We start from the raw sequence: 25,465 nt of genomic DNA, 5'->3' as shown, positions 1-25,465 counted from the left end.
TAAAAAGAGTCGCCTTCGCTGGCGACTCTTTTTACAATACGACCAAGACCGGGTTCTCATACCAAGACTGAATGGCGCCCATCAGCTCTTCTGACGTCGCAAAATGTTCCTGTCTCCCGTAGGGGTTGCTAAACTTGTAACCGTTCAAATCCTGCTGCACGGTCCAGATCTGACCATCGATGCTGAGCTGAATCGCATCGTCTTCCAGCAACCGCTGTTCAAGCTGTTCCATCCAATCCATCGGTTCACCACTCCTTTCACCGGTAGTATCTGCAGGGGAGCCAATTTTTATCTGCTCGTCCGCTCACGGGGGGAACTGCGGCCGTTTGCCTTCGGTCAAGCGCTGGCAAACAAAACAAATAGATTTATTTTTTTCGGTTTTTTTAATGCCTCTGAATAGTTTTTTAAGCTATTGCTATACATGTCGAACTATGCTATATTATCAACAAATACAAATAACAAAATTGTCTATGTATTTAGACAAAGACTTCCCTTAGGTCTAGGCCCGCTGGGAAGAGAACTCGAAAATGGGGGTATTACAAGATGAACACGAAAAAGTGGGTTGGTCTTGGCTTGGCAGTAACCATGCTGTCCAGCGTAGCGCTCGTCGGTTGCGGCGACAAGAAAGAAACAGGTGGCGAATCTGGCACCAGCGAGAAACAAGAACTGAACCTGGCTATGTCTTCCGAAATCCCGTCCCTCGACCCGTCTCTGGCGACTGACACGATCGGTTTCACCGTTCTGGGTCAAGTAGCTGAGGGTCTTGTTCGTCTGGACAAAGACGGCAAAGCTGCTCCTGGTGTTGCTGAGAAGTGGGAAACTTCTGCTGACGGCAAAACCATCACCTTCACCCTGCGCGAAGGCGCAAAATGGACTGACGGTTCTGATGTAACCGCTCAAGACTTCGAGTACTCTTGGAAGCGTACCCTGAACCCGGACACCGCTTCTCAGTACGCGTTCATGGTAGCTTGGATCAAAGGCGGCGCTGAGTACAACGCTGGCAAAGGTTCCGCGGACGATGTAGCTGTTAAAGCGAAAGACGCGAAAACTTTGGAAGTTACCCTGGAAAACCCGATTCCGTTCTTCGTCGAGCAGATGGCGTTCCCGCTCTTCTACCCGCAGAAGAAAGAAATCGTTGAAAAATATGGCGACAAGTTCGGCGCAGAAGTTGGCAACACCCTGTACAACGGTCCGTTCAAACTGACCGAGTGGGTGCATGAGCAATCTGCAGTCATGGAAAAGAATGATACCTACTGGGATAAAGATGCTGTAAAGCTTGAAAAAATCAACTTCCAAATGGTAAAAGACTCCTCCGCTCTGGAAAACCTGTACCTGTCCGGTCAGATCGACCGTTTTGGTCTGGTACGCGACCAAGTGGATCGCTATAAAGACTCTCCGGAATTCTCCACTCAAGCGGAGTTGACCGTTGGTTACCTGCAGTTCAACCAAGGGAAAGTAAAATCTCTGCAAAACTCGAAGATCCGTCAAGCTCTGACCGTTTCGATCGATGCTGATGCATGGGCTGACGTTATCTACCACAACGGCTCCATCGGTGCTACCGGTCTCGTACCTCCGGGCACTTCCAACGGCCAAGGTGGTCAGTTCCGTACAGACAACGGCGACCTGGTTAACCGTAAAGCAAACGCTCCGAAAGCGAAAGAATTGCTGGCAGCAGGTATGAAAGAACTTGGCCTCGACAAAATGCCGACTCTCAAACTGCTGATGGACGATGGCGACGTTTCCAAAAAATCTGCTGAGTTCATCAAAGAACAATGGCGTACCAACCTGGGCATCGACATCGAAGTTGAGAACGTTCCGTTCAAACTGCGTCTGCAACGCTCCCAACAAGGTGACTACGATATGGTATTCTCCTTCTGGGGCGCAGACTACAACGATCCGATGACCTTCCTCGACATGTGGATCACCGGTGGTGACTTCAACGAGAACGGTTACTCCAACACCAAGTACGACAAGCTGATCAAGGATGCTCAAGCAGAGACCGATGCGAAGAAACGTATGGGCTACCTCTACGAAGCTGAGAAAATCCTCATGGAAGATATGCCGATCGGCCCGATCGTTCACCGCGCGCTCGCTCGCGTAACTCGTCCGTATGTTAAAGACTGGGTTGTTCGCAACTTTGGTCCGGACTACGATCTCAAGTTCACCTACATCCAAGGCAAAGAGTAATCTTTGTACAGGATTGATCAAAGAACCTCCTGCAGCTTGCAGGGGGTTCTTTTTTTGCTATACTCGAAGTGAAGAGGAGGGGATTGCAATGCATGTAAAACTGACGTTGGTGATGAACGATGGCAGCCTGCAAAAAGCGCGAGTGACCGATGCGACTTCGGTTGAGGAAGCGATCGATTTTATGAAGACGATGCGGCCGGGAGTTAAAGATGCGGTCGAAGGTTGGGAGCTTGCGGAACAGTTGGAGCAAGAGCAGGAAAAAGGCACACGCTGAGGTGTCTTTTTTTGTTTCGTCCATCTGGGAGCAGCAATTGACGAGTGGGACGATTATACCGATCATAGGGCAAAAGTTTCATTTTATCTGAATGATATTAGATCAAACGACCTATAAAATTAAGTCAAATTATTGCTAGCTATTCCTATTTTTAGAAGGTGAAACGACTTCTCTGTAGAATATTCAATGCAAAATCCTAGTGCGATCTCATATATATACGCCTAGGTGCAGGGGATTACTCTTTGGAGACGGAGGATGAAACCTGGTGAAGTTTAGTGGGAGATGGTGGGGAATTACAGCAAGATCGTTTGAACTGTTGTTGATCGGGACGGCACTGGTTGTTCTGTTCCAGCATCCTGTTGAGTTGACCGCAGATTTTGGTGGAGTGCTGTTGATCGCTGTGCCGCTGATCGCTTTGACCGTCCTTTTTCCTGTCACCCTTCCGTCGATGCTGGTCAGCTTAGAGCTGGTGTTCCTGTTTTACTTTGTGCTCGCCTATGATGTCACGACCACCCTTTGGGTTAATTTTTTTGGAGAGTTGATCGCTTCCCTGGTGCTCTTGCGCGGAACTCGCAAGACGACTGTGTTGCTGAATCCGGCGATCAAAGTGATCTGTTTGCTTGCTGGATTCTGGGTGTTCGCCGCCCTTTTCTCTCCTTCTTTCACAGCACAGACGGGAACGGTCAACGCGATTGCCAAACTGTTCACCGTCGGAGCGGTATTCTATATCCTCAATCATCTGATCATCAACCTGATGCTGTTTCTGGAAAGCTCGCACTTCAATCTCAAGACGTGCGTCGAGGCGCTGCGCTGGGAGGTGCTCGTCTATCTGGTTGTGTTTCCGCTCGCCTTTGTCGGCTATGTGATGCATCCGTTTGCAGGCATTTGGACGCTTTGTATTCTGATGGTTCCCGTCGGCATTATGACCTATCTGATCAGATCGTTCAACCGCCTGCAATGGGCGAATCGAATCAACCAGTCATGCTTGGATTTGGCCAGTTCCAAGGAGCTGCGTTCGATCTATCAGGAGACCTTCCAGATGGCTCAAGAGTTTACCGACTCACCGAACGGCTTGCTTCTGGAGCGTCAAGCGGACGGTTCCTATCGGGCGGTGGATCAAGAGGGGAAGGTGTATGAGCAGATCGCTCATCCGCTGTTGGAGCGAGCGGTCGCTTTCAACGCGGTGCAGATCCATCAGGAACTGCAAAACATCGACTGGTTGCTTCCGGGAGCGGAAGCGAAGTCGATGTTGCTGATCCCGCTGGCCGGGCAGTCGAAAGTGTTTGGCATCATCTGTCTGTGGAAGCGAAGCTCGCATGGCTTTCGCAAAGCTCATCAGGATCAGTTGCGATTCCTGGCCAGCCAGGTCTCGATCATCCTCGATCGAAATCATGTCTATGAGGAGTTGGAGCGGGCAGCCGTTACCAATCAGCTCACCGGATTGTACAATTACCAGTATTTCTACGATCAGCTACATCAACGCTTTCAGGCGGGGGATCGATCGAAAAAAGATCTGTGCTTGCTGATCTTCGATATTGACCACTTTAAAACGTATAACGACATCTATGGTCACATGGTGGGAGATGAGGTGTTGCGCCAGGTCGCCAAGGTGATCAGAGCGGTGCTGGAACCGCATGATCTGCTCTTGGCTCGCTATGGCGGGGAGGAGTTTGTGGCGATCGGTCGCCTGAATAGCCAGCAAGCGTTGGCGCTGGCAGAACAAGTGCGGCAGAAGATCGAAACCCACCAGTTTTCCTATCAGGAGCACACGGTGAAAAACATCACCATCTCTGGCGGCATCGCGCATCAGCTTGAGCACGATGCGATCTCTCCGAGCGATCTGCTGGAAAAAGCGGATCAGGCGCTCTACTGGGGTGCGAAGGAGATGGGGAGAAATCGGATTGCCCAGTATATGGGGGAATACGACCAGCGGCTGTTTGTCGACAGCCAGACTGGACTTTACACGATGCATTACCTGCGTCGCAAGCTGCGCTCGCTCTGTGATCAAGAAAAAAATTATCCGATCTCGTTTCTGCTGGTCGATATTCGTGGCTTGCGGCAGATCAACGAGCGGTATGGATTTGAAGTTGGCAATCAGGTGTTGGTCGATACAGCGTTTGTGCTCAGGCGTACGATGCGCACCGATGATCTGATCTGCCGGTATCTGGACGATGAGTTCCTCGTCATCGTCAAAGGGCTTACCGCCAAGGAGGTCGAGCTGGTGCAAGCTCGGATTCAAGACGCCTGCGCCGGACACGCGTTCTCTCCGGCCAACCTGCTCGTCGCCTGTGACATCAAAGTCACACAGATGAATTCGAGCGAGGAAGAAGCGAGTATTTTCGAGCGCATCGATGGATTGCGTGCACATTATGATCACGATGAGCAGACGAGTTGACCGTCAGACCCACTTAGGTGGGTCTTTATTATTGGAAAGCGAGCGTTTTGTCGCAGACAAACTCCTGAAAAAAGGCGTTCGATTCTGTACAATTGGGGCAGGAGCACTTGAAGAGGATGTGAAGCATGAAACGATACTCGGTCGAAGTGGATGGTCGGGAGGTAATGGTGTACGAGCAACGGGGGCAAGGAAGCCGAACCGCCCTCTTTTTGCCTGGAGTTGGGGGTTCGGCAAAAGTGTGGGCCTATCAGCTGAGAGGTTTGAGCCGATGGGGGCGCATGATCTCGATCGAAGTTCCCGGTCTCTGTGGCGAGGGCGAATTGCCGGAAACGGTTGGTGATCTGCATCAATTGGCTCCGTTTGCCTGTCGGGTGCTCGATGCGCTCGGAGTTGCAGATGCGATCTGGATCGGCAACTCGTTGGGCGGAAGGATCGCACTGGAGGCGGCGCTCCAGACTCCTGAGCGCGTGTGTGGGCTGGTGCTGATCTGCACGTCTGGCGTTCAGCTGTCAGAGGTGCAGTTGCCCGCTTGGCCTGTGCTGACAGATGCGGAGAAGGACGTGCGGATGTTTTATCAGCCCGGGAGGTTTGTCGGGCTGCGGACAGATCAAGCTCGTGCGGCAGATCGTACGGCGAGGCGCCTGTACGAGCGTTTGTTAGCTGCCACAGAGGAGCAAAATCTGCTTTTCCGCCTTCAGGAGATCAGCGTGGCAGCGCTCGTGGTCTGGGGAAAGCATGACGGAGTGATCCCCCGAGAGATCGGTGAGGCGATCGCAGAACGCATACCGCAGGCGAGGTTGGTCGTGCTGGAGCGATCGGCGCATGTCCCGCAGATTGAGCAGCCGGAACAAATGCTACAGGCGCTGACAGACTATTTTTCCGAGCGGTTCGGTGCAACTGATGCGGTCGCGAAAGGATGAGCGAAGCGGTGACTCCAGACGAGTGAGACAGCCCGTCTGCCTGAGGATGTGGGTCACAAAGCTGAGCGGAGCCGCTTCTAGGCGATGAAAAGCATGCGTAAGGTAGGTAGGGGAGGTGCGACGATGGATGCTTTGAGAAAGTGGATTCGCAAAGTGATGACCGGCGTGGCCGCCTTTTTGCTCGTCTGCTGGCAAGCGTTAGGCTCTGTCGATCTGTCACACCACATGATGGTGCCGTTTGGCGGACCCTATTCCTACATGTGGACAGATCAAGGCATGCGCGTCTCACTTGAGGAGCAAGAGCGGCTCGCGCGACTGGAAGAGGAGGTGCGCGAGGAGAGGGTCGCAAGCAGAGCGAGACGGGATCGAGAAGAAGATCATGAAAAGGCCGCTTCCTAAATGGAGCGGCCTTTTGCGATCAGTCTGATCTTATCCGCGAGCGAAGAGCGGCTTGCCATCGTTGACAAAGCTGACGATCGGCTTGCCGTCGTTGACAAAACAGACCTCTTTTTGCGAGAGAGGTTTCCCATCGTTGATGAATGCAGTTTTCTCCGCGTTGATGACAAGACCGACGGAGAGGAGAGATGCGAACAGAAGTGTGGTAATCATCAGTTTTTTCATAACAAGATCCCCTTTTCTCGAAAAAAATGTTGTATAAAGTGTTGGGTTTCTTCCAAGATCTCGGTGGAAGACTTGTAGTCGCCCAATGTTTTGAACAGGTCGCTGATGTGAAGTCTCATCTTGTGATACTCATGGATCATTTCCAATTTGCGAAAGATCCCTGACCCTTCTCGTGCCGCTTCGATCGCTTCCGCATATTGATGCAGGCTGGCATAGAGGAGCGAGCGCACATTGCAGCATTGTGCGTAATACATCGAGTCTGGTTCGCAATGCTCGAACGCTTGGTTCAAAGCATCGCTCGCCTCGTCGGTACGCCCGAGACGTATCAACACTTTGGCAATCTCCGCAAATGTGTTGGACAGCTGCTGTTCCAGGCCGAGCTCACGATAATGTTTGACGCACTCAAGAAGAATCTCTAACGCTTCCTCATTTTCTCCGAGCTCGCCTCGCAGGATCCCGAAGTTCTCCTTCACCTGAATCGAATATTGGATGTGGTCGAGACTCTTGAAGATCGTGATCGCTTCCTGCCAGTACTCCTGCGCCTCTTTGTACTGTTTCTTGCCATAGTGAGAGCGCCCGAGCCCGAGATAGTTGGTCGCCAAGTGGTACAGGTTGGACGAGTTCTTCAACAGATCTTGCGAATTGAGGAACAGGTGGGTCGACCGATCGTAATAACCAAGACGGTTGTAGGTCAGCGCGAGGTTGGTGGTGATCTCCGCCCGCAGGAATTGGTCGCTCACGCCGGCTTCGAGCAGATAGTCGTAGGCTCGTTGCCAATAGTGCATCGCAAGCGATGTGTTCTGCTGCTCAAAAAACACGAGGCCAAGTCGATGCAGCGCCCACACGTGTGCGCGATGATCATCCGCTTTCAGCGACATGGTGATCACTTTTTCCAGCAGTTCTTTGGCGGTGGTAAGCACGTCTAAATGAATCAGGCAAGTGGCTAGATCCATCAGCAGATCGAGCTCCTCACCAGCGTTTGAAGTTAATAGATTTTCTAAAATCGGAACGGCGTTGGCATATTCTTTCGCCATGATGAGCGTCTTGGCAAGCTTATGGGAAGTCACCTGCTCCAGATACTCCCCCGTCTCAGACAAGAAATAGTCGAGAGGAACCTCAAGACGTTCCGCGATCTGACAGAGTAGCTTGTAGGACGGGTTGATCTTGTCCCCTTCGATCTGTGAGATCGCGCTGGCGCTAACCAAACTTTCGGCGAGTTGGCTCTGGGTGAGTCCTCTCTCCAGCCGACGCTGTCTGATCTTTTGGCCAAGAGATTCCATATACAACCTCCAATGTCTATCGCTATCTGAGTCTCATTATATAAGGTTCATTATGCAAACGAAAGAGAGGTTTAGTTATAAATATAAATCACGTTAACGAAACGAAACTTGGAGTTAGTTTAGGTGATAAAAATCATTGGATATAAGTATTTTGTGTAAGGTTATCTGACATCTCTTTTTTCCTCATATACGGCACAGCTTTTACATATGTATCGAAGTAGGACAAACGCTGAGGGGGAAGTCAGGATGCTACATATCGTGGTCTGCGTGAAACAGGTGCCGGACTCGCGGGAAATCCGCATCGACCCGAAGACGAATACGCTGATTCGCGACGGGGTGCCGGCGATTGCTAACTTTTATGACATGCATGGACTTGAAGAAGCGCTGCGGATCAAGGAGACGCTCGGAGCAAAGGTGACGGTGGTCTGCATGGGGCCGCCGCCAGCCGTGAAGTCGCTCAAACAGTGCATTTCGCTCGGCGCGGACGAAGCGGTGCTCATCACCGACCGCGGGTTTGCGGGTGCCGACACGCTCGCAACCTCCTACGTGTTAGGACTTTCGATCCGCAAGGTGGCAGAAGTGTTTGGGCAGGTTGACATCGTTTTCTGCGGCAAGCAGACGCTCGATGGCGACACGGGACAGGTTGGGCCGGGCGTCGCTTGTCGCCTCGATCTGGAGCAGCTGACCTACGTGTCAAAAGTTGAGCAGATCGATGTGGAGACTGGACGCATCACCGTAAATCGCCTGCTCGAAGACGGGGTGGAAGTGGTGGAGGCGAAGCTGCCCGTCCTGATCACCGCGCTCAAAGAGTTGAACGATGTTCGTCGCGCCCCGCTGCCAGGCATGATTCGGGCAGCTCGTTTTCAGCCGACGATCTGGACGACTCAAGATTTTCCGGAGCTTGACAGGAGCAAGATCGGGCTGAAAGGATCTCCGACGATCGTCGCCAAGACGTGGGTGCCGGAGTCGAAGCAGGTGAGCACCGAGTTTGTGGAGGGACAGACTGCCGAAGTGATTGCGGGCAAACTGGTGGCGCAGCTTTGGAAGACAGAATTGCCAGTGCGCTTCGGCTGGTGAGCAAAAGGGGAGGTGTCAACTCACATGGTGGAAGAGAGCAAGAAAGAAAGCAGCAAGCAGGATGAGATGCCCGACTGGTCAGAATACCGAGGCGTGATGATCTTTATCGAGCAGCGGGCAGGTGAGGCAAAGAACGTCTCTTGGCAGTTGCTCGGAGAAGGGCGCAAGCTGGCCGACAAGTTAGAGGTTGAACTGATCGCGCTCGTCATCGGACAGAGCGTCGATCGATTGGCGACAGACGCGATCGCGTACGGGGCGGATCGCGTGTATCTGGCAGATGCCCCCGAGCTAAACGAGTATCGCACAAGGCCCTATTCTCGGGTTGCGCTGCACGTGATCCGGGAAGTGAAGCCGGAGATCGTGCTGTTTGGTGCAACAGCCACAGGACGTGACTTGGCGGGAGCGATCGCCACCCATCTGCCGACCGGGCTCACGGCCGATTGCACGATCCTCGATGTGGAGCCGCATCCGAGCCGGCTGTTGCTCGCCTCACGCCCCGCATTCTCCGAAAAGATGTTGGCGACGATCCTCTGCAAGCGCTATCGACCGCAGATGGCGACTGCGCGCGCCGGCGTGTTTGAAGCGGCGCCCTACGACTCCGCTCGAAAAGGGGAGGTTCAAAAAGTTTCTTCTCTGCTGTCTGAAGAGGAGATTGAAACGAGAGTGCTCCAATTTATCGAAGCGACAGATCGCTTTCACCTCGAAGAGGCGGAGATCATCGTCGCCGGTGGTCGGGGCCTCGGTGGCCCAGAGCCGTTCAAGCTGCTGCAGGAGCTGGCCGATGCGTTGGGCGGCGTCGTCGGGGCATCGCGCGCGGCGGTCGATGCCGGCTGGATCGGACATGCGCATCAGGTCGGGCAGACAGGATACACGGTGCGCCCCAAGCTGTATATCGCGATCGGGATCTCCGGAGCGGTGCAACATTTGGTCGGCATGCAAAACTCCGACTGCATCATCGCCATCAACCACGATCAGGATGCGCCGATCTTCAAAGTGGCGAACTATGCGATCGTCGGAGACCTGTTTCAGATCGTCCCCGCCTTGACCCAGGCGGTCAGAGCGCAGCGGTCTGCAGCTCTCAGTCAGCAAGTACCACATGAGGTTGTCGAGTAGGAGGGGAAGCGGATGGAAAAGTTTGATGCGGTGATCGTGGGCGCAGGTCCGGCTGGCGCTGCCGCCGCGCTTGCGATGGCGCGGGCAGGACTGTCTGTCGTGCTCTTGGAGCGCGGCGAGTTCCCCGGTTCGAAAAATGTATTTGGCGGCGTGCTCTATCGAAAACAGCTGGAGGATATCGTGCCAGAGTTTTGGAAAGAGGCGCCGCTTGAGCGCAAGATCATCGAGCAAAACTTATGGATCATGGGCAGAGACTCGGTGACGAAGCTCGGGCACCGAAACGAAGGCTTTAAGGAGCCGGCGAACTGCTGGACGGGGATGCGCGTCAAGTTTGATCAATGGTTTGCGAACAAGGCGGTAGAGGCGGGTGCTCTGCCCGTCTATGAGACGGTCGCGCTGGAGCTGATTCGCGAAGGCAACAAGGTGGTCGGAGTGCGCACAGACCGCGAGCATGGCGATCTGTACGCAGATGTGGTGGTCATCGCAGATGGTGTGAACTCCTTGCTTGGCAAGTCGCTCGGCATTCATAAAGAGTGGGCGCCCGATCAGGTATCGCTCGCGGTGAAAGAGCAGATCTTCCTGCCCAAAGAGAAGATTCTCGATCGATTCGGGCTGGAGGGGGATGAAGGGGCGACGATCGAGTTTGCCGGGGAGACATCAGCGGGAATGACCGGCCTCGGCTTCCTCTACACCAACAAAGAGTCGATCTCTCTCGGCATCGGCGTGATGGTGTCCGACCTAAAAAAGAGCAGGGTCAAGCCCTATCACCTCTTGGAGCAGGTCAAAAACCACCCGGCGATACGTAAGCTGATACAAGGCGGGGAGACGAAGGAATATGCGGGTCACCTGATCCCGGAGGGCGGGTTGCAGGCGGTGCCCCAACTGTCTGGAGACGGTTGGGTCATCTGCGGCGACGCGGCGCAGTTGGTCAACTTCGTCCATCGAGAAGGAACCAATCTGGCGATGACCTCCGGCCGCTTTGCTGCTGAGGCGATCATCGCAGCCAAAGAGCTGAGCGACTTTTCCAGAACATCCCTGTCGTTGTATGACCGCAAAGTCGCTCAATCGTTCATCCGCAAAGATCTGAAGAAGTATCAAGGTCTGCACGGGCTGTTGAACGAGATCGACCCGAAGCTGCTCTTCTCCGAACTTCCGCGGGCGATCAACGAGGCGGCGTTTGAGATGCTCAAGGTGGACGGGAAGAGCAAGGTGTCGAAACAGCGCTTTGCGATCGACCATATCAAGCAGACGGCGGGCGGCACATGGGATCTGCTCAAGCTGGGCTGGAAAGGATGGAGGGCGATCAACGGATGAGTGAGAACAAAGGCGCATCGATCGAAGAAAAGCTGTATACGATTCGGTACAAGGTGGACGACATCTCACACCTGATCATCAAAGATCAGCAGGTGTGCGCCAAGTGTCCGACGAAGGAGTGCAATGACTTCTGTCCGGCAGATGTCTACTCCTGGCGCGATCTGACCACGCAGGTCGCGTTTGAAAACTGCATCGAGTGCGGCACCTGCCGCCTCGGCTGTCCCGACTACAACATCGAGTGGGTCTATCCAAAGGGCGGTCATGGCATCACCTACAAGTTCGGTTGATGTTCGGAGAAAACAGTGGGGCTCTCGTTTCCAGCGAGGGCTCTTTTTGTTAAGATGAAAGGAGTGGTATGAAAAGGGAGGAGCCAATCTGATGAGAATCCGCACAGAGCAGATCATGACAGAAGAACAATTTCAACATGCGCTGGAGATCAGGATGATCGTCTTTGTTCATGAACAGGGCGTACCTCTGGACATCGAAGTTGACGAGCATGAAAATGAGGCGACCCACGTGCTCGCGTTTGATGAGACCGGCGTTCCGATCGCGACCGGCCGGATTCGTCAATATGCGGAAGACACGGGGAAGCTGGAGCGCATCGCCGTCCGCGCAGAAGGGCGCGGCAAAGGATATGGGGCGGCCGTCATGCAGAAGCTGGAAGAGATCGGGCGTTCGCGAGGCTATTGTAAATTCGTCTTGGAAGCGCAGACGCACGCAGAGAAGTTTTATGAGAAGCTCGGGTATACGACCGTCTCAACAGAGCCGTTTTTAGATGCGGGCATCTGGCATGTGCGAATGGTGAAACAGGACTGAGCAAAAGGTTCGACAAAGAGGAGGGGCGAGAGGATGAACAGAAGCCAGCTGGTGTTTTGGATCTCCACTTGCTTCGTCTTCGCTGTCGACCGGGTGACGAAAGTATGGGCGGAGCGAACGCTGCAAGTCGGCGAGAGCGTGCCGGGCATCGACGGCTGGTACGATTGGACGCTCTACTACAACCCGGGGGCGGCGGGTGGCATTTTCAGCGGTCAGCTCGGATTTTTGATCATCGTGTCCAGCTTGGCGATCCTCGCGCTCATCTGGTATATGCGAAAAGGGCAGCATGACAACAACCTGGTGCTGCAGCTCGGCCTGGGGATGATGCTCGGCGGCGCGATCGGGAATCTATTCGATCGGGTGTTCTATGGCCATGTGATCGACTTTATCAATCCGATCGACAAGAGCTATATTTTCAATTTGGCCGACAAAGGGATTCGCTATGGGCTGTACCTGGGGCTGATCGGACTGTTGCTGGTCAGCTGGAAGCGGAGGCGGGCGGCGAAACGACTCGCCGCTGAACGGTCTGCCGAATGAAAATCAAAAACACCGTTGTCAAACGGAAAAGTATGGAGTATACTGATCGTATCTATTTTGTAAAGGGGGTGAAGGTAGGATGAATACTCTGTTCATCAACGATCGTTTGAGCCAATTGCCACGTGCAATGTTTGGCAAATTTGCGGATGTGACGATTCACGGGATCAGTCTGCCCATTTTTAACAAAACGATTGTTGATCAAATTGAGAAATGACTCCTGCCTTGACCACAACGGATGGTATGACGAAGGCCGCGGGGAATTTCCCTGCGGCCTTTTGCTTGTTCGTTCGGGGAGGAGCATCACCCGAAGGAGGAAGTTTGAGATGATGGTAAGCGTACAACACGTTCAAAAATATTATGGTGCCAATTTGGTATTTGCTGATATCACGCTGGAGATCAGACAGCGTGAGCGCGTCGGCTTGATCGGACGAAACGGAGAAGGGAAGACCACGCTGTTCAAGCTGATCAGCGGCGAGCAGGCGCAAGATGGCGGACAGATTCATATCCGCAAAGGAACGAAGATCGGGACGCTGTCACAGATTCCCGACTATGGAGATCGCACGACCGTCTACGATGTGATCGCTCGCGGCTATGCAGGGTTGCGCGAGTGTCAGAGCCAGATCGGGGAGCTGGAAAAGGCGATGGCCGACCCGGCGATCTACGAACAGGCCGCCAAGCTGGAGGCGGTGTTAGCAGAGTACGACCGCCTGCGGGAGCAGTTTGAGCGCGAGGGCGGATACGAGATGGAAGCGAACATCGATCGAGTGGTCGAGGGGCTGCGCGTGCCGAAAGAGCAGCTGCAGCGCCCCTTTGCCTCGCTGTCGGGCGGAGAAAAGACCAAGATCGGGCTGGCGGCGCTCTTGCTGGAACAGCCGGACCTGCTGATGCTCGATGAGCCGACCAACCATCTGGACATGAAGGCGATCGAGTGGCTGGAAGGCTATCTGCGCGACTATCAGGGCACGATCATCGCCATCTCCCATGACCGCTATTTTCTTGACAAGGTGGTCACCAAGGTGATCGAGATCGAAGATGGTGAAGCGTTCACCTATCACACCGATTACAGCGGGTACCAGCAGGAGAAGGAAGCGCGGCTGCTCAACGAGTTTGCCGACTATCAGGAGCAGCAGAAGAAGATCAAGAAGATGCAGGAGACGATCAAGCAACTGATCGAATGGGGACGCCGCAACCCGCAAAACCCCAAGTTTCACCGTCGAGCCGCTTCGATGCAGAAGGCGCTCGACCGGATGGAGAAATTGAAGCGCCCGAAGCTGGAACAAGAGGCGATGGAACTGAGCTGGCAGATGAAAGACCGCTCCGGTCAGCAGGTCGTGCTGCTGGAAGAGGCGGAGAAGGCGTTCGGCGAACGGACGCTCTTTGCCGGTGTGAACGATGTGCTGGCCTATGGGGAACGGGTGTTTCTGATCGGTGACAACGGAGCGGGAAAGAGCACGCTGTTCAAGATGATTCTCGGCCTTGAGGCGCCGAGCTCCGGCCTTGTCCGCTTGGGAGCGCGGGTGGAAGTGGGCTATCTCGCTCAGGAGGAAGCGCCAAAAGAGGAAGCGAAGAGCGTCTTGCAGTTCTTCAAAGAGGCGGTCAGGATGGAAGAGGGGCAGGCGCGGGGGCAGCTCGCGAGGTTCCTGTTCTATGGGCCAGACGTGTTTCGTCAGGTCAAAAACCTGTCGGGCGGCGAGTGGAGCCGCTTGCGGTTGGCGCTGCTGATGTTTCAAAAGCCCAATCTGCTCCTGCTCGATGAGCCGACCAACCACCTTGATATCGTATCGCGAGAGGCGCTGGAAGAGGCGTTGGACGATTTCCCCGGCACGCTCTTGGTGATCTCGCACGATCGCTATTTTATCAACCGTCTCGCCCACAAGATCTGGGCGCTGGAAGGCGGCAGTCTCACGCGCTATCTTGGCGATTTCGACTTTTACAAGGAAAAGGTGGCGGAGCGGTCGCTGTCCGTGCCTGAGCGACCTCTGTCTGTGCCAGAGCCGCCGGCAGTCCCAACAGCTCAGCAGGAGCGGGAGAGCAGTCTGACCGAATCGAAGCAGCTGAAAAAGGTCAACCCCTATCGAAAAGCGCAGCTGGAGGAGCAGGTCATCTCGCTGGAAGCGGAGTTGAACGAGCTTGAGCAGGCGCTGCTCGACCCGTCGATCAGCTCCGATGCAAGTAAGCTGAACGAGCTTTGCGCTGAGCGAGACAGCGTGCAGGCGAAGCTGGAAGATGCTTTGGCAGCATGGTTGGCATCTGAAGAGTGAACAGGAGCATGTGAGCATCTGAGCGGATCGCGTGCCCGCCGACAGAGCGGTGCGATTTCCTAGCGCCTGCAGGCGAGACGGGGTTGCATGAGCAGCGATGCGACGCACATCTTATGCAAAATCGCGAGCGTACCTGCGAGCTGCAGGAGCGCACAGCCTGTTGCCTACATTGGTATCACTTGGTAAGATCAGACTAGCAAACGACCGAGCGAGGAGTGTCTGTCTGACATGATGAAAAAATCATTGCTTTTCTTTTTGCTCACCGCACTGTTCGCCTGGGGCTGCTCGTCCCCGGAGGCTGCACCGGAGAAGGTGGAAATTCTCCTCTCGGCGGCTGCCAGCCTGGCAGAGCCGCTGCAGGAGATCAAGAAAGATTTTGAAGCGGAGCACCAAAACGTGACGATCTCGATCAATCTGGGCGCGTCAGGCACGCTGCAGAAGCAGATCGAGCAAGGTGCTCCGGCCGATCTGTTCTGGTCGGCTGGCAAGGGGCAGATGGACGCGCTGGAAAAACAGAGTCTGTTGTTGGAAGGGACGAGGCGCGATGCGGCAGTCAATCAGTTTGTGCTGATCGTGCCTGCTGACAAAGAGCTGAAATTGAAAGCATTCCCCGACCTCGCCACCCCCGATGTGAAAAAGATCGGGCTGGGTACGCCGGAGACTGTTCCGGCCGGCAAATATGCTCAGGAGGCGCTCACCTTCTATCAGGCATGGGAGGCTGTTCAGCCGAAAGCGGTGTTTGGCAAAGATGTCAAACAGGTGCTCACCTATGTGGAGCGCGGCGATGTGGATGCGGGGCTGGTCTACCGCTCCGACGCGCTCACCTCCGGTAAGGTGAAGATCGTCGCGACGGCAGAGAAAGATTCGCATTCCCCGATCGTCTACCCGCTGGCTGTGCTGAAGAACAGCAAGCATCAGGATCAGGCGAAACAACTGCTCGAATACCTCAGCAAGCCTCATGCGCAAGAAGTGCTGAAAAAAGCTGGATTCGCGATCGAGGAGACCAAGTAGAAAGATGGGGGATTCGTTCTGGTCGCCAGTCTGGCTCTCGCTGCAGGTGGCCGGATGCTCCACCCTGCTCACCGTGCTGCTCGGAACTCTTGCCGGAAAGTGGATGGCGCGCAAGCAGTTTCGGGGCAAATCGATGATCGAGTCGCTCCTGCTCCTGCCGATGGTGATGCCGCCGACCGTCGTCGGCTTCGGTCTGTTGGTGCTGCTGGGCAGCTCGGGGATCGGTCGATGGATGCCCGACAGCGGGGGCCTGCTGTTTACGTGGTATGCGGCGGTGATCGCAGGTGCGGTCGTCTCGTTCCCCTTGATGTATCAAGCGGCCAAGCTTGGCTTTGAGCTGATCGATGAGGAGATGGAGGCGATCGCGACAACGTTTGGGGCAAACGGTTGGCAGGTGCTTTGGCATGTGACGCTACCCCTCGCATGGCCAGCTCTTCTCTCTGGCATCCTGCTCAGCTTTTTGCGCGCGTTGGGCGAATTTGGCGCAACGCTGATGGTCGCAGGCAACATCCCGGGGCGGACGCAAACATTGCCACTCGGCATCTACAATGCGGTCGAAAGCGGTGAAAATCAGCTCGCCTACGCCTGGGTGCTCTGCCTGTTTCTCTTTTCCTTTCTGATGATGTGGTTGATAAGACGGCTTGGGGCTAAGACTATCTAATGCCCCAGCTGTCTTTTTCTGATGGATTTGTAGTGGCACGAATTTAAATTCTGTGGCAGAATGGGAAAGGCGTTTCTGTATGCAGGCTATTATGTAGGAGGAATTTATGAAGCATCAAGAGGCTCTTCGAAATATTGCGATCATTGCCCACGTCGACCACGGGAAAACCACCCTTGTCGACAAGCTCTTGCAACAATCTGGGATCTTCCGTGCAAACGAACAGATCTCGGAACGCGTGATGGATTCTAACGATCTTGAACGTGAACGCGGCATCACCATCTTGGCGAAAAACACTGCCGTGAGCTATGGTGACTACACGATCAACATTGTCGACACCCCCGGCCATGCCGACTTCGGCGGTGAGGTTGAGCGGATTTTGAAAATGGTTGATGGTGTATTGCTCGTCGTCGATGCATTTGAAGGCGTCATGCCGCAGACCAAGTTCGTCTTGCGCAAAGCGCTCGAACAGGATTTGAAACCGATCGTCGTCATGAACAAGATCGACCGTCCGACCGCTCGCCCTGAAGAGGTGATCGACGAGGTGCTCGAACTGTTCATCGAGCTCGATGCGAACGAAGACCAACTGGAGTTCCCGGTGATCTACGCTTCGGCGCTCAACGGCTACGCGATGCTCGACTACAATCAACCGGGCACCGACATGAAGCCGCTCTATGACGCGATCATCGAGCACATCCCGTCGCCGAACGTCGATCCGGATGAGCCGCTGCAAATTCAGGTCAACATGCTCGACTACAACGACTATCTCGGTCGGATCGGCATCGGCCGCGTTCACCGCGGGAAAGTCAAAGTGAACGAACAGGTAGCCGTCATGAAGCGCGACGGCAAGGTGGAGCGCCAGCGCGTCGTCAAGCTGTTCGGATTCCGCGGTCTGAACCGGATCGAGATCGAAGAGGCGCAAGCGGGCGATCTGATCGCTTTCTCCGGCCTCGGCGAACTGAATGTCGGCGAGACGATCTCCGACCTCAACACGCAGGAGGCGCTGCCGCTCTTGCACATCGACGAGCCGACCTTGCAGATGACCTTTATCGTCAACGATTCGCCTTTTGCGGGTCAGGAAGGCAAGCATGTCACCTCGCGCAAACTGCGCGATCGCCTGTACCAGGAGCTGGAGACGGACGTGTCGATGCGCGTGGATGACACCGACTCCCCCGACGCATTTGTCGTTTCGGGGCGCGGTGAATTGCACCTGTCGATCCTGATCGAGACGATGCGCCGCGAAGGGTATGAGCTGGCAGTCTCCAAGCCGCAGGTCATCTTCAAGGAGATCGATGGCGAGAAGTGCGAGCCGTTCGAGCATCTCTTGATCGACGTTCCAGAAGATCACATGGGACCGGTCATGGAGCGTCTCGGCCTGCGCAAAGCGGACATGACCAACATGATCAACTACGGAAACGGCAACGTTCGCCTGGAGTTCTTGATTCCCGCACGCGGTCTGATCGGCTTCCGCACCGAGTTTTTGACGATCACCCGCGGCTTTGGGATCATGAACCACTCTTTCCACAGCTACCTCCCGACCAAAGGGCTGATCGAAGGGCGTCACGTTGGCGTGCTTGTCGCAGCCGAGACCGGAACGGCGAGCACGTACGGAATTGAAGGGCTGGAAGACCGCGGCGTCATGTTCATCCACCCGGGCACAGAAGTGTACGAGGGCATGATCGTCGGCGAGCACAACCGCGATTCGGACCTGACCGTCAATCCGTGCAAGACGAAAGCGGCGACAAACGTTCGCTCGGCGACGAAAGACGAGACCACTCGCTTGAAAGTGCCGCGCATCATGTCGCTGGAAGAAGCGCTCGAATACCTGAATGATGATGAATATTGTGAGGTCACGCCAAAATCGGTGCGCCTGCGCAAAAAATATCTCAAGAAGAACGAGCGCGACCGTTTTGATAAGGAGAAGAAATGGGCGAAGATCAACGGATAAGGCTCGACTTTTGCAATGGGAACTTAATGTCCTTCACGCAGGAGCTCTTTTTGAAGCTGCGTGAAGAACACCCGGAGTGGATCGTCTCGCGCTATGGTTGTCTCACCAATTGTGGAGAGTGTGCCGCACGACCGTTCGCCTTTGTGATGGATGAGCTGGTCGCAGGCGATGATCTGCAAGAATTTGAAGAGAAGCTGCGCGCCTGTCTGGCGAAAAAGACCCTGACATAAACTGTCAGGGTCTTTTTCTGTCGCTGTGAACCTGTGACGACGCTCAAGCCATTTGTTCGTCCATACTGACAAGAGGTACTGCCTCTTTTGCTCGTTGACGACCCGCCTCAAGCCAATCCTCTTCCGCGAGATGGTTCGCCGCCACCGGATCCTCGTTCCAACACGGGACGATGTCATCGATGCGAGAATGCGTGGTATGCACCGCAATACCTCCTTTGGGATGGAATCGAAGGTCGCTTCGTTCCACCCGTTAGAATGTGAGTCGAGCGCACTTCCTATTCGTGACAGATTCTGTTCACCCACGTATGGGAAAAGACAAAAGGTGCTATAATGACTTATAGAAAGTCTTGGCAACACCAGCTGTGAGAGGAAAGGGGCGCTTTTGGGATGGCTGAACAAGTATCAAACCAACTCGATGAGAATCTGGTGAATTTTCTGCAAGGAGAGCGCATCGTTACGCTCGCTTCGATCGATGCGGAAAATGGTTCACCCAATATCCTCTGCATTTCGTGGGTGCTCGCCACCGACTCGACCACCTTGCGCTTGGCGATCGACGGACGATCCAAGCTGTTGCTCAACATCGCCAAGGATGATCGCGTCACCGTGACGGTGCTCGGTCTGGGCACGGCGACAGCGGTGACAGGCCGCGCCAAAAAGTATGTCGACAAGCTCGAAGGCTGTGCACTGAACATGGCGGGCGTGGAGATCAAGGTGGAAGCGGTTCGCGATGTGATGTTTTACGGTGGGAAGCTGACGAACGAATTGGTTTTTGACAAGACGTATGACAAAGCGCTGGCAGAGAAATATGATGCTGAGATTTATTCGGCGTTGCGCAAGTAGTTGAGGATGTGAGGAGAAAATGGGCAGTTCTCAGCGATGAGGACGTGCCTTTTTTTCCAAGCACATCAAGTATACATAACATGTCACACCCTGAGGAGGGACGGATGTTGGAAAAGCCTTTTTCATATCCACTGACGATGAAAAACGGAAAGGTGTTTGACGCGGCCGGGAAAGATGTGACGGAGCTTTATCAGGAGTACAAGCAATCTGAAGCGGCGGAGAAGATGGTGTCCGCCATCGAGAGATTGGCGGAGGTGAAGCAACAAGGCTTGTTAACAAAACATATGATGTTTATAGATTCGGCGTACAAATACTCGGCGGTGATCGAAACGTTTGTCGGTGACGATCTCTCCGACCGCCTCAATCTAGCCTATGCGGGAAAGGTTGAGGAAAATGAGTCGGGTGAGTGGTATCTGAACAAAATGAATCGCAAGATCATCGAGATCGAAAGCTTGGCACAATTGTACAGTCTCGTCTCGCGAGGTGACATCACGATGGAGATGGCAGAGGTTGCATGGGATAACCGAATGTCGTGCTTCTACATGATAAAACGCTAAAAGTGGTCGCTTTTGGAGGGGAAACTGTACATTTGCCAGCATATCGGGTATGCTGAAGAGGCAATATTAGTAGAGGAGGTGAGTCACATGGTAACCTTGACCGAAACAGCAGCAGAGAAGGTTTCGGCCCTGTTGGCTCAGAAGGACAACCCGAACTTGGCGCTTCGCATCTTTATCAAATCGGGCGGATGCTCTGGCTTCAGCTATGGCATGGCTCTCGATGAGCGCAAAGATAACGATGCAGAGTACGAACTGAGCGGCGTGAAGGTTGTTGTCGACGAAATGAGCGGTCAGTACCTCGATGGTGCGGTCGTTGACTACGTCGATTCTCTGATGGGCGCAGGCTTCAAAATTGAGAATCCGAACGCAACTTCGACCTGCGGTTGCGGTTCTTCTTTCCGCACGGCAGGAGATGGTGGCAAACCGGGATCCTGCAGCTAAGCTTTCGCAATGCCACCGTACGCATCTTGCGTGCGGTGTTTTTGTTTCTGTGAAAAAAAGCCCGTTCCAAGGCGGTGATCCTTCATCGCTGGAGCGGGCTTTTGTTGGACAGAGCCAGATTATTTCGCAGCTTTGGCAGCGGCGATCGCAGCTTCGTAGTTCGGATGGTTGGTGACTTCCGACACGTACTCGACGTGAACCACTTTGTCGGAAGAGTCGACGACGAACACGGAGCGAGCGAGCAGGCGCAGCTCTTTGATCACAACGCCGTAAGCGAGGCCGAAGGAAAGGTCGCGGTGGTCAGAAACGGTCTCCACCTTGTCGATCCCAGCAGCTGCACACCAGCGGCCGAGCGCAAACGGCAGGTCGACCGATACGGTCAGGATCGTCGTGTTGTTCAGGCTTGCAGCTTCCTCGTTGAAGCGGCGAGTCTGTGCGTCGCACACACCTGTGTCGACCGAAGGTACGACGGAGATGATGCGCACGGTGCCTTTGGAGTCTTCCAGCGTCACCGGTGCCAGCGTTTTCGCCAGCACGCTGAAGTTCGGAGCTTGATCGCCCACTTTGATCTCGTTGCCTTGCAGGGTGACAGGGTTCCCTTTAAATGTGATGCCTTGACGTTCTGCTGCTGTGGTCATAAGTGAAGAACCTCCTCGATATCTGCTTTTTCTATGTATCCGATACTATCATACCCGATCTTGCAAAAATGTTCATCCGCTGCAAGATGAAATTTAGGTGACAAGCCCACCGTTGGGAGAGATCACCTGTCCGGTGATGAACGAAGAGGCTGGCATCGTCAAAAAGCGAACGAGGTGCGCGATATCGTCTGGCGTGCCGATGCGTCCGATCGGCGTTTCGTCTGCGATCCGCGCGATGTCCTCTGCGCTCAGATTGCTCAGCATGTCGGTCATCACCGCGCCTGGTGCGACGCAGTTGACGGTGATGCCGGAGGGCCCGACCTCTTTGGCGAGCGCTTTGGTAAACGAGATGATGCCCCCTTTGGCGGCCGAGTAAGGCACTTCGCAGGAGCCGCCGGTGATCCCCCAGATCGACGACAAGTTGATGATCCTTCCGTACTGTTCGCGGATCATGTGTGGCAACACGGCGCGGGTGCACAAAAAGGGCGCTTTCAGATTGGCATCGATCAGTTCATCCCACGCTTCGACAGACGTGTCGATCAGGAGCCCTGTCCGCGCGATGCCCGCATTGTTGACCAAGATCTGCGGCGTGCCAAAGCGGCGAACTGCCGCCTCCACCAGTTGTGCCGCCTGCTCGGGGCGGCTGACATCCGCTTGCACCGCGAGCGCCTGGCCCCCTGATCGGAGGCAAGCTTCGACCGTCTCCTCGGCAGCTGCAGCAGAACTTTTGTAGTTGACGACGACGCTTGCGCCCGCCTCGGCAAGCGAGATGGCGATCGCTCGCCCGATGCCGCGAGCGGCTCCGGTCACGATCGCATGTCCGCCCGCAAGCGGCTTTGATTGAAGAGATGAGTGGTTCATCGAATGCACTTCCTCTGCTCACATGTCCCTCGATTGTACCACACTCAATAAAACAGGAGGGAGTGATCGCGAGGCAGCTCGATGCGGTCGACAAAATCTTGCAAGATCGAATTGAAAGCGGCCGTCGTGCGCGTGGCGACAGCATGTTTGACACCTTCGACGACGGCGATCTCCGCGTTGGGCATCCGTTTGACAAACTCGCGGGCAAACGTTTCGGTCGCTTTGTCTTTGTTGCCGTTGACCAGCAACACGGGGCACCGAATTGCCGAAACTTCGCGGGAGGAGACAAAGTGATTCGTGGCTTCGATGATGCGAATCGCCTCTGTGGGCTCCACCCGTTTGGCGATGCGGTAGAAAAAGCCGCGCTGGACCAGATTTTCCGCATTGGAATGGGCGACCGAATAGGCCATCAGCTTGTACATCTTCGCTTGCACAATCCATTTCGACAGGGTGGACTTCATCACCATCGGAACTCCGTGCACTCTCGCATGGGCGCCGATCAGACAGAGGCCGGCGATCATGTCCGGATGATCGAGGGCAAATTGCTCGGCGATCAGCGTTCCTGAGGAGTAGGCGACCAGAAACGCCTTGCTGATCTTCAGATGTGCGCAGAGGGCTCGCAAGTCTTCGCTCAGATCCCTGATCTCGATCGGTCGATGTGAGCTGCCCGTCCCACCATGTCCGCGAATGTCATAGGTGATCACCGTGAACTGCTTGGCGAACACCGGGACTTGACCGAGCCAGTTTTGATGGTTCAACCCCAGCCCGTGGATGAAGATCATCGGAAATCCGGCGCCGATGATCGTGTAGTAGTGCGAGATACCTGCATGTTCAAAGCGGGGCATTTGGCATTCCCCCTAGGTTCTGTTTTCGGGTGGCGCCATGTCGTCCTGCTCCTGCAGGATGGGAACTCGAAGGTCGTAGCTGCCCAGCCCGATGTTCGGATCGATCCACCCTTGGGGGGATAGCGGCGTGATCGGATCGAGATCGTAGCCGCTTGCAGCAGGCGCAGCTCGATCGGCCTCCACCTCGCTCGCGCTCTCCTGTGCGCGAAGGCGATCGTCTGTGTCATCTTCCGGCAGGGATTCGGGCGAGCGCGCGACCTCCAGCGCCTGGTGATCTGCAGACTGCAAACAGACCTCGCCCGACCGATTGGCGCTTGCGATGTAGCGCGTTTCCGCATCGGGAGGCACGTAGCGAATCTCCTCCTCCGCTGGAGAATCATCACCGCTCGGATCGAGCAACATCTTCGACACCTTTCCCCCATGCTGTTCCATCACGTTGGTCACAAAATCTGCCTCTTCCTCCGTAAACGTATCGACCGCCAAAAAGAAAGAACCGGTGGCGCACTCGCCATCAGCAGCTTTTTTCCGCGCGGGCTGAGGGCGGTTTGCGCGCCGCGCTCGCTCGTCACGCACTTCGCTCATCTCCGAGCTCAGGTAGTATCCCACCGTGTCGCCGACCGCTTTTCCGACGATCGGGCCTCCGGAGAGCACAGGGCCAAGACCGGGCACCAGATAGGCGACCGTGCCGAGCGCGATGCCACCGATCTCCGAGAGGTTCTCCACCATGCTCGCTTCAGCTGCTCGGTCGCGAATCTCATATTCCTGATTTTCGCGCGAAACTTTCGGCGTTTCCTCCGCGCTTTGCATCGGGTTGGAGGTCATGATCGAAATTCTTCCGGCAAAATAGGGAGTCAAGTCCTTGACGCAATCATGAGCAGTCCTATACGATTGAAAATGAGTGATGATTCGTTCATTTTTCATAATCCTAATCACCTCTTCATGCGGTAGGTTTCCCATCGCAGGGGACAACTACACATACAAGGAAGTCGTCACAAGGAAGTCGTCCGTACGAACAGGTTAGAGGAGGGCATATCAAAATGTTCCGTAAAGTGTTGATTGCGAATCGCGGCGAGATCGCCTGCCGCGTCATCCGCACATGCAAATTGCTCGGCATTTCAACAGTCGCGATCTATTCGGAAGCGGATGCAGAAGCCCCGCACGTCAAGATGGCGGATGAAGCGTTTCTCGTCGGCGCGCCTCCGGTTGCGCAGAGCTATCTGAATGTTGATCGCATTTTAGAAATCTGTCAGGAGACAGGTGTAGAAGCCATTCATCCAGGCTATGGCCTGCTCTCTGAAAACACCGGGTTCGCACTGCGTGCCCAATCGGCTGGCATCACATTTATCGGTCCGTCGGTGGAAGCGATTGCAGCGATGGGCTCGAAGATCGAATCGAGAAAAGCGATGATAACGGCGGAAGTTCCGGTCGTGCCAGGCATCGCCCGTCCGCTCGCAGATGAAGAAGAGGGCGTGAGCGTTGCCAACGAGATCGGCTATCCGGTCATGCTCAAAGCTTCGGGCGGCGGCGGCGGCATCGGCATGCAGGTCGTCCATACGGATGAGGAGCTGCGCAAAGCGTATGCGGGCAACCAGAACCGCGCCAAGCAGTTTTTCGGCGATGATGCGATGTACATTGAGAAATATATCGAGGAGCCGCGCCATGTGGAAGTGCAGATTTTAGCCGATCAGCAGGGCAACACCGTCTATCTGTGGGAGCGCGAATGCTCGATTCAACGCCGCCACCAAAAGGTGGTCGAAGAAGCCCCGTCGCCTTTCCTCGACGCACAGCTTCGCCAACAGATGGGAGAAGCGGCCGTTCGAGCGGCGAAGTCGATCGGGTACAGCAATGCGGGAACGATCGAGTTTTTGGTCGACAAGCACCGCAACTTCTATTTCTTGGAGATGAACACCAGGCTGCAAGTGGAGCATCCGGTAACCGAAGCGATCACTGGGCTCGACCTTGTGGCTGAGCAGTTGCGCATCGCAGCTGGCGAAGCGCTCGGCTACTCGCAAGCGGAGATCAAGATGGATGGACACGCGATCGAGGTGCGAATCTACGCAGAAGATCCGAAGACCTTCTTCCCGAGCCCCGGCCAGATCATCGCATTCGAAGCGCCGCAATTCGATTTTGTGCGCAACGAGCTCGCGGTGGGGCCCAACTCGAAAGTCACCCCGTTTTACGATCCGATGATCGCCAAGCTGATCGTCAAGGGGAAAGACCGGACTGAAGCGATCTCCCGCATGCAACAGGCGCTTGATCATTACCGGGTGGAAGGGATCAAGACGAACATCCCGATGCTGCGCGAAGTGATGGCACACGCGGCGTTCCACGCAGGGGATACGACCACCGATTTTGTGGCAAAACACATTCAGAAAAAATAGTGATGTCAAACGAAACCGAACGAAAACTGAGGAGGAAAAACAGATGACAGAGATCACCGCAAGCATGGCAGGAAACGTATGGAAAGTATTGGTGAAGCCGGGGGATACGGTCGAAGAAGGGCAAGACGTTGTGATCCTTGAGTCGATGAAGATGGAAATTCCGATCGCGGCCGATTTTGGCGGCACGGTCAAGGAGATCAAATGTGAAGAAGGCGGCTTTGTCAACGAGGGCGACGTGCTCGTCGTCGTAGAAGACTAGT

The 25,465-nt window shown here is 54.9% G+C and carries 30 protein-coding genes; 22 read left to right on the top strand and 8 right to left on the bottom strand.

The genetic code is table 11. From position 1 onward, the window contains the following. Positions 1 to 31 precede the first annotated feature (31 nt). Positions 32 to 241: a hypothetical protein gene (locus ACFSOY_RS12820; protein WP_386047222.1), complete on the bottom strand. Its 210-nt coding sequence runs from the start codon at positions 239 to 241 to the stop codon at positions 32 to 34. A gap of 302 nt (positions 242 to 543) precedes the next feature. Between ACFSOY_RS12820 and ACFSOY_RS12815 the strand changes: the two genes are divergently transcribed. From ACFSOY_RS12815 to ACFSOY_RS12795, 5 genes are all read left to right on the top strand, one after another. Beyond that, positions 544 to 2,187 carry a peptide ABC transporter substrate-binding protein gene (locus ACFSOY_RS12815; RefSeq protein ID WP_386047220.1) on the top strand — a complete coding sequence of 548 codons (1,644 nt, stop codon included), beginning with the start codon at positions 544 to 546 and terminating at the stop codon, positions 2,185 to 2,187. A gap of 88 nt (positions 2,188 to 2,275) precedes the next feature. Further along, positions 2,276 to 2,461: a hypothetical protein gene (locus tag ACFSOY_RS12810; RefSeq protein ID WP_386047218.1), complete on the top strand. Its 186-nt coding sequence runs from the start codon at positions 2,276 to 2,278 to the stop codon at positions 2,459 to 2,461. 265 nt (positions 2,462 to 2,726) lie between these two features. Beyond that, a complete protein-coding gene (locus tag ACFSOY_RS12805; RefSeq protein WP_386047216.1) occupies positions 2,727 to 4,856 on the top strand; it encodes a diguanylate cyclase in 2,130 nt (709 codons plus the stop codon). Between the two features lie 125 nt (positions 4,857 to 4,981). Further along, the gene (locus ACFSOY_RS12800; protein ID WP_386047214.1) at positions 4,982 to 5,776 is read left to right on the top strand and encodes an alpha/beta fold hydrolase; all 795 of its coding nucleotides are present in this window, start codon (positions 4,982 to 4,984) and stop codon (positions 5,774 to 5,776) included. Positions 5,777 to 5,899: 123 nt separating this feature from the next. Then, positions 5,900 to 6,175: a hypothetical protein gene (locus ACFSOY_RS12795; protein WP_386047212.1), complete on the top strand. Its 276-nt coding sequence runs from the start codon at positions 5,900 to 5,902 to the stop codon at positions 6,173 to 6,175. A 30-nt stretch (positions 6,176 to 6,205) separates the two neighbouring features. Here the strand turns inward: ACFSOY_RS12795 and ACFSOY_RS12790 are convergent, their stop codons facing one another. Both ACFSOY_RS12790 and ACFSOY_RS12785 read right to left on the bottom strand, forming a co-directional pair. Continuing rightward, positions 6,206 to 6,397 carry a hypothetical protein gene (locus ACFSOY_RS12790; protein WP_386047210.1) on the bottom strand — a complete coding sequence of 64 codons (192 nt, stop codon included), beginning with the start codon at positions 6,395 to 6,397 and terminating at the stop codon, positions 6,206 to 6,208. Next, positions 6,394 to 7,677, bottom strand: a complete 1,284-nt coding sequence (locus ACFSOY_RS12785; protein WP_386047208.1) for a helix-turn-helix domain-containing protein — start codon at positions 7,675 to 7,677, stop codon at positions 6,394 to 6,396. The genes ACFSOY_RS12790 and ACFSOY_RS12785 overlap by 4 nt, the downstream gene beginning before the upstream one ends. A 246-nt stretch (positions 7,678 to 7,923) precedes the next feature. Here ACFSOY_RS12785 and ACFSOY_RS12780 point away from each other — a divergent pair, with 246 nt between their 5' ends. The 12 genes from ACFSOY_RS12780 to ACFSOY_RS12725 all read left to right on the top strand — a co-directional run bounded on the left by ACFSOY_RS12780 (position 7,924) and on the right by ACFSOY_RS12725 (position 18,642). Beyond that, positions 7,924 to 8,754, top strand: a complete 831-nt coding sequence (locus ACFSOY_RS12780; protein ID WP_386047206.1) for an electron transfer flavoprotein subunit beta/FixA family protein — start codon at positions 7,924 to 7,926, stop codon at positions 8,752 to 8,754. 24 nt (positions 8,755 to 8,778) lie between these two features. Beyond that, the gene (locus ACFSOY_RS12775) at positions 8,779 to 9,867 is read left to right on the top strand and encodes an electron transfer flavoprotein subunit alpha/FixB family protein (RefSeq protein ID WP_386047205.1); all 1,089 of its coding nucleotides are present in this window, start codon (positions 8,779 to 8,781) and stop codon (positions 9,865 to 9,867) included. 12 nt (positions 9,868 to 9,879) lie between these two features. Beyond that, a complete protein-coding gene (locus ACFSOY_RS12770) occupies positions 9,880 to 11,181 on the top strand; it encodes an FAD-dependent oxidoreductase (RefSeq protein ID WP_386047204.1) in 1,302 nt (433 codons plus the stop codon). Next, positions 11,178 to 11,468, top strand: coding sequence for a ferredoxin family protein (locus ACFSOY_RS12765; RefSeq protein ID WP_386047202.1), 291 nt, complete (start codon positions 11,178 to 11,180; stop codon positions 11,466 to 11,468). The genes ACFSOY_RS12770 and ACFSOY_RS12765 overlap by 4 nt, the downstream gene beginning before the upstream one ends. Positions 11,469 to 11,559: 91 nt before the next feature. Continuing rightward, positions 11,560 to 11,997, top strand: a complete 438-nt coding sequence (locus ACFSOY_RS12760) for a GNAT family N-acetyltransferase (RefSeq protein ID WP_386047200.1) — start codon at positions 11,560 to 11,562, stop codon at positions 11,995 to 11,997. Between the two features lie 33 nt (positions 11,998 to 12,030). Further along, positions 12,031 to 12,534, top strand: coding sequence for a signal peptidase II (gene lspA, locus ACFSOY_RS12755; RefSeq protein ID WP_386047198.1), 504 nt, complete (start codon positions 12,031 to 12,033; stop codon positions 12,532 to 12,534). Between the two features lie 79 nt (positions 12,535 to 12,613). Continuing rightward, a complete protein-coding gene (locus tag ACFSOY_RS12750; protein ID WP_386047197.1) occupies positions 12,614 to 12,748 on the top strand; it encodes an RAxF-45 family protein in 135 nt (44 codons plus the stop codon). 109 nt (positions 12,749 to 12,857) lie between these two features. Further along, positions 12,858 to 14,795 (top strand): ribosomal protection-like ABC-F family protein, encoded by a 1,938-nt coding sequence (abc-f, locus tag ACFSOY_RS12745; protein ID WP_386047195.1) that lies wholly within the window; start codon positions 12,858 to 12,860, stop codon positions 14,793 to 14,795. Between the two features lie 228 nt (positions 14,796 to 15,023). Continuing rightward, positions 15,024 to 15,806 (top strand): molybdate ABC transporter substrate-binding protein, encoded by a 783-nt coding sequence (gene modA / locus ACFSOY_RS12740; RefSeq protein WP_386047193.1) that lies wholly within the window; start codon positions 15,024 to 15,026, stop codon positions 15,804 to 15,806. Between the two features lie 4 nt (positions 15,807 to 15,810). Beyond that, the gene (gene modB / locus ACFSOY_RS12735) at positions 15,811 to 16,467 is read left to right on the top strand and encodes a molybdate ABC transporter permease subunit (protein ID WP_386047191.1); all 657 of its coding nucleotides are present in this window, start codon (positions 15,811 to 15,813) and stop codon (positions 16,465 to 16,467) included. 106 nt (positions 16,468 to 16,573) lie between these two features. Then, positions 16,574 to 18,412: a translational GTPase TypA gene (gene typA, locus ACFSOY_RS12730; RefSeq protein ID WP_386047189.1), complete on the top strand. Its 1,839-nt coding sequence runs from the start codon at positions 16,574 to 16,576 to the stop codon at positions 18,410 to 18,412. Beyond that, on the top strand, positions 18,391 to 18,642 hold the full coding sequence (locus ACFSOY_RS12725; protein ID WP_386047187.1) for a YuzB family protein: 252 nt from the start codon (positions 18,391 to 18,393) through the stop codon (positions 18,640 to 18,642). Before typA ends, ACFSOY_RS12725 begins: the two co-directional genes overlap by 22 nt. 43 nt (positions 18,643 to 18,685) lie before the next feature. On the opposite strand, the gene ACFSOY_RS12720 is transcribed toward ACFSOY_RS12725, so the two are convergent. Next, positions 18,686 to 18,844, bottom strand: a complete 159-nt coding sequence (locus ACFSOY_RS12720) for a hypothetical protein (protein ID WP_386047185.1) — start codon at positions 18,842 to 18,844, stop codon at positions 18,686 to 18,688. Between the two features lie 185 nt (positions 18,845 to 19,029). Here ACFSOY_RS12720 and ACFSOY_RS12715 point away from each other — a divergent pair, with 185 nt between their 5' ends. The 3 genes from ACFSOY_RS12715 to erpA all read left to right on the top strand — a co-directional run bounded on the left by ACFSOY_RS12715 (position 19,030) and on the right by erpA (position 20,480). Next, the gene (locus tag ACFSOY_RS12715; protein ID WP_386047183.1) at positions 19,030 to 19,482 is read left to right on the top strand and encodes a pyridoxamine 5'-phosphate oxidase family protein; all 453 of its coding nucleotides are present in this window, start codon (positions 19,030 to 19,032) and stop codon (positions 19,480 to 19,482) included. A gap of 104 nt (positions 19,483 to 19,586) precedes the next feature. Beyond that, on the top strand, positions 19,587 to 20,039 hold the full coding sequence (locus ACFSOY_RS12710) for a hypothetical protein (RefSeq protein WP_386047181.1): 453 nt from the start codon (positions 19,587 to 19,589) through the stop codon (positions 20,037 to 20,039). Positions 20,040 to 20,117: 78 nt separating this feature from the next. Then, positions 20,118 to 20,480 (top strand): iron-sulfur cluster insertion protein ErpA, encoded by a 363-nt coding sequence (gene erpA / locus ACFSOY_RS12705; RefSeq protein ID WP_465336541.1) that lies wholly within the window; start codon positions 20,118 to 20,120, stop codon positions 20,478 to 20,480. A gap of 119 nt (positions 20,481 to 20,599) precedes the next feature. Here erpA and tpx read toward each other — a convergent pair whose 3' ends face one another. From tpx to ACFSOY_RS12685, 4 genes are all read right to left on the bottom strand, one after another. Further along, on the bottom strand, positions 20,600 to 21,118 hold the full coding sequence (gene tpx / locus ACFSOY_RS12700; protein ID WP_386047179.1) for a thiol peroxidase: 519 nt from the start codon (positions 21,116 to 21,118) through the stop codon (positions 20,600 to 20,602). 93 nt (positions 21,119 to 21,211) lie between these two features. Next, positions 21,212 to 21,979: an elongation factor P 5-aminopentanone reductase gene (gene ymfI, locus ACFSOY_RS12695; protein WP_386047177.1), complete on the bottom strand. Its 768-nt coding sequence runs from the start codon at positions 21,977 to 21,979 to the stop codon at positions 21,212 to 21,214. A gap of 44 nt (positions 21,980 to 22,023) precedes the next feature. After that, a complete protein-coding gene (locus ACFSOY_RS12690; RefSeq protein WP_386047175.1) occupies positions 22,024 to 22,824 on the bottom strand; it encodes an alpha/beta fold hydrolase in 801 nt (266 codons plus the stop codon). A gap of 12 nt (positions 22,825 to 22,836) precedes the next feature. Next, entirely contained in the window at positions 22,837 to 23,745 is a 909-nt protein-coding gene (locus ACFSOY_RS12685; protein WP_386047173.1) for a hypothetical protein, read from the bottom strand. A 116-nt stretch (positions 23,746 to 23,861) separates the two neighbouring features. On the opposite strand from ACFSOY_RS12685, the gene ACFSOY_RS12680 reads away from it, so the two are divergent. Together ACFSOY_RS12680 and ACFSOY_RS12675 are read left to right on the top strand one after the other, a co-directional pair. After that, positions 23,862 to 25,205 (top strand): acetyl-CoA carboxylase biotin carboxylase subunit, encoded by a 1,344-nt coding sequence (locus ACFSOY_RS12680; protein WP_386047171.1) that lies wholly within the window; start codon positions 23,862 to 23,864, stop codon positions 25,203 to 25,205. Between the two features lie 43 nt (positions 25,206 to 25,248). Beyond that, the gene (locus ACFSOY_RS12675) at positions 25,249 to 25,464 is read left to right on the top strand and encodes an acetyl-CoA carboxylase biotin carboxyl carrier protein subunit (RefSeq protein ID WP_386047169.1); all 216 of its coding nucleotides are present in this window, start codon (positions 25,249 to 25,251) and stop codon (positions 25,462 to 25,464) included. Position 25,465: the final 1 nt, after the last annotated feature.

Source organism: Tumebacillus lipolyticus (assembly GCF_042682745.1).
Classification (GTDB): Bacteria; Bacillota; Bacilli; order Tumebacillales; family Tumebacillaceae; genus Tumebacillus_A; species Tumebacillus_A lipolyticus.
The sequence above is the reverse complement of the archived record's forward strand: the minus strand, read 5'-3'. Positions and strand labels throughout refer to the sequence as shown.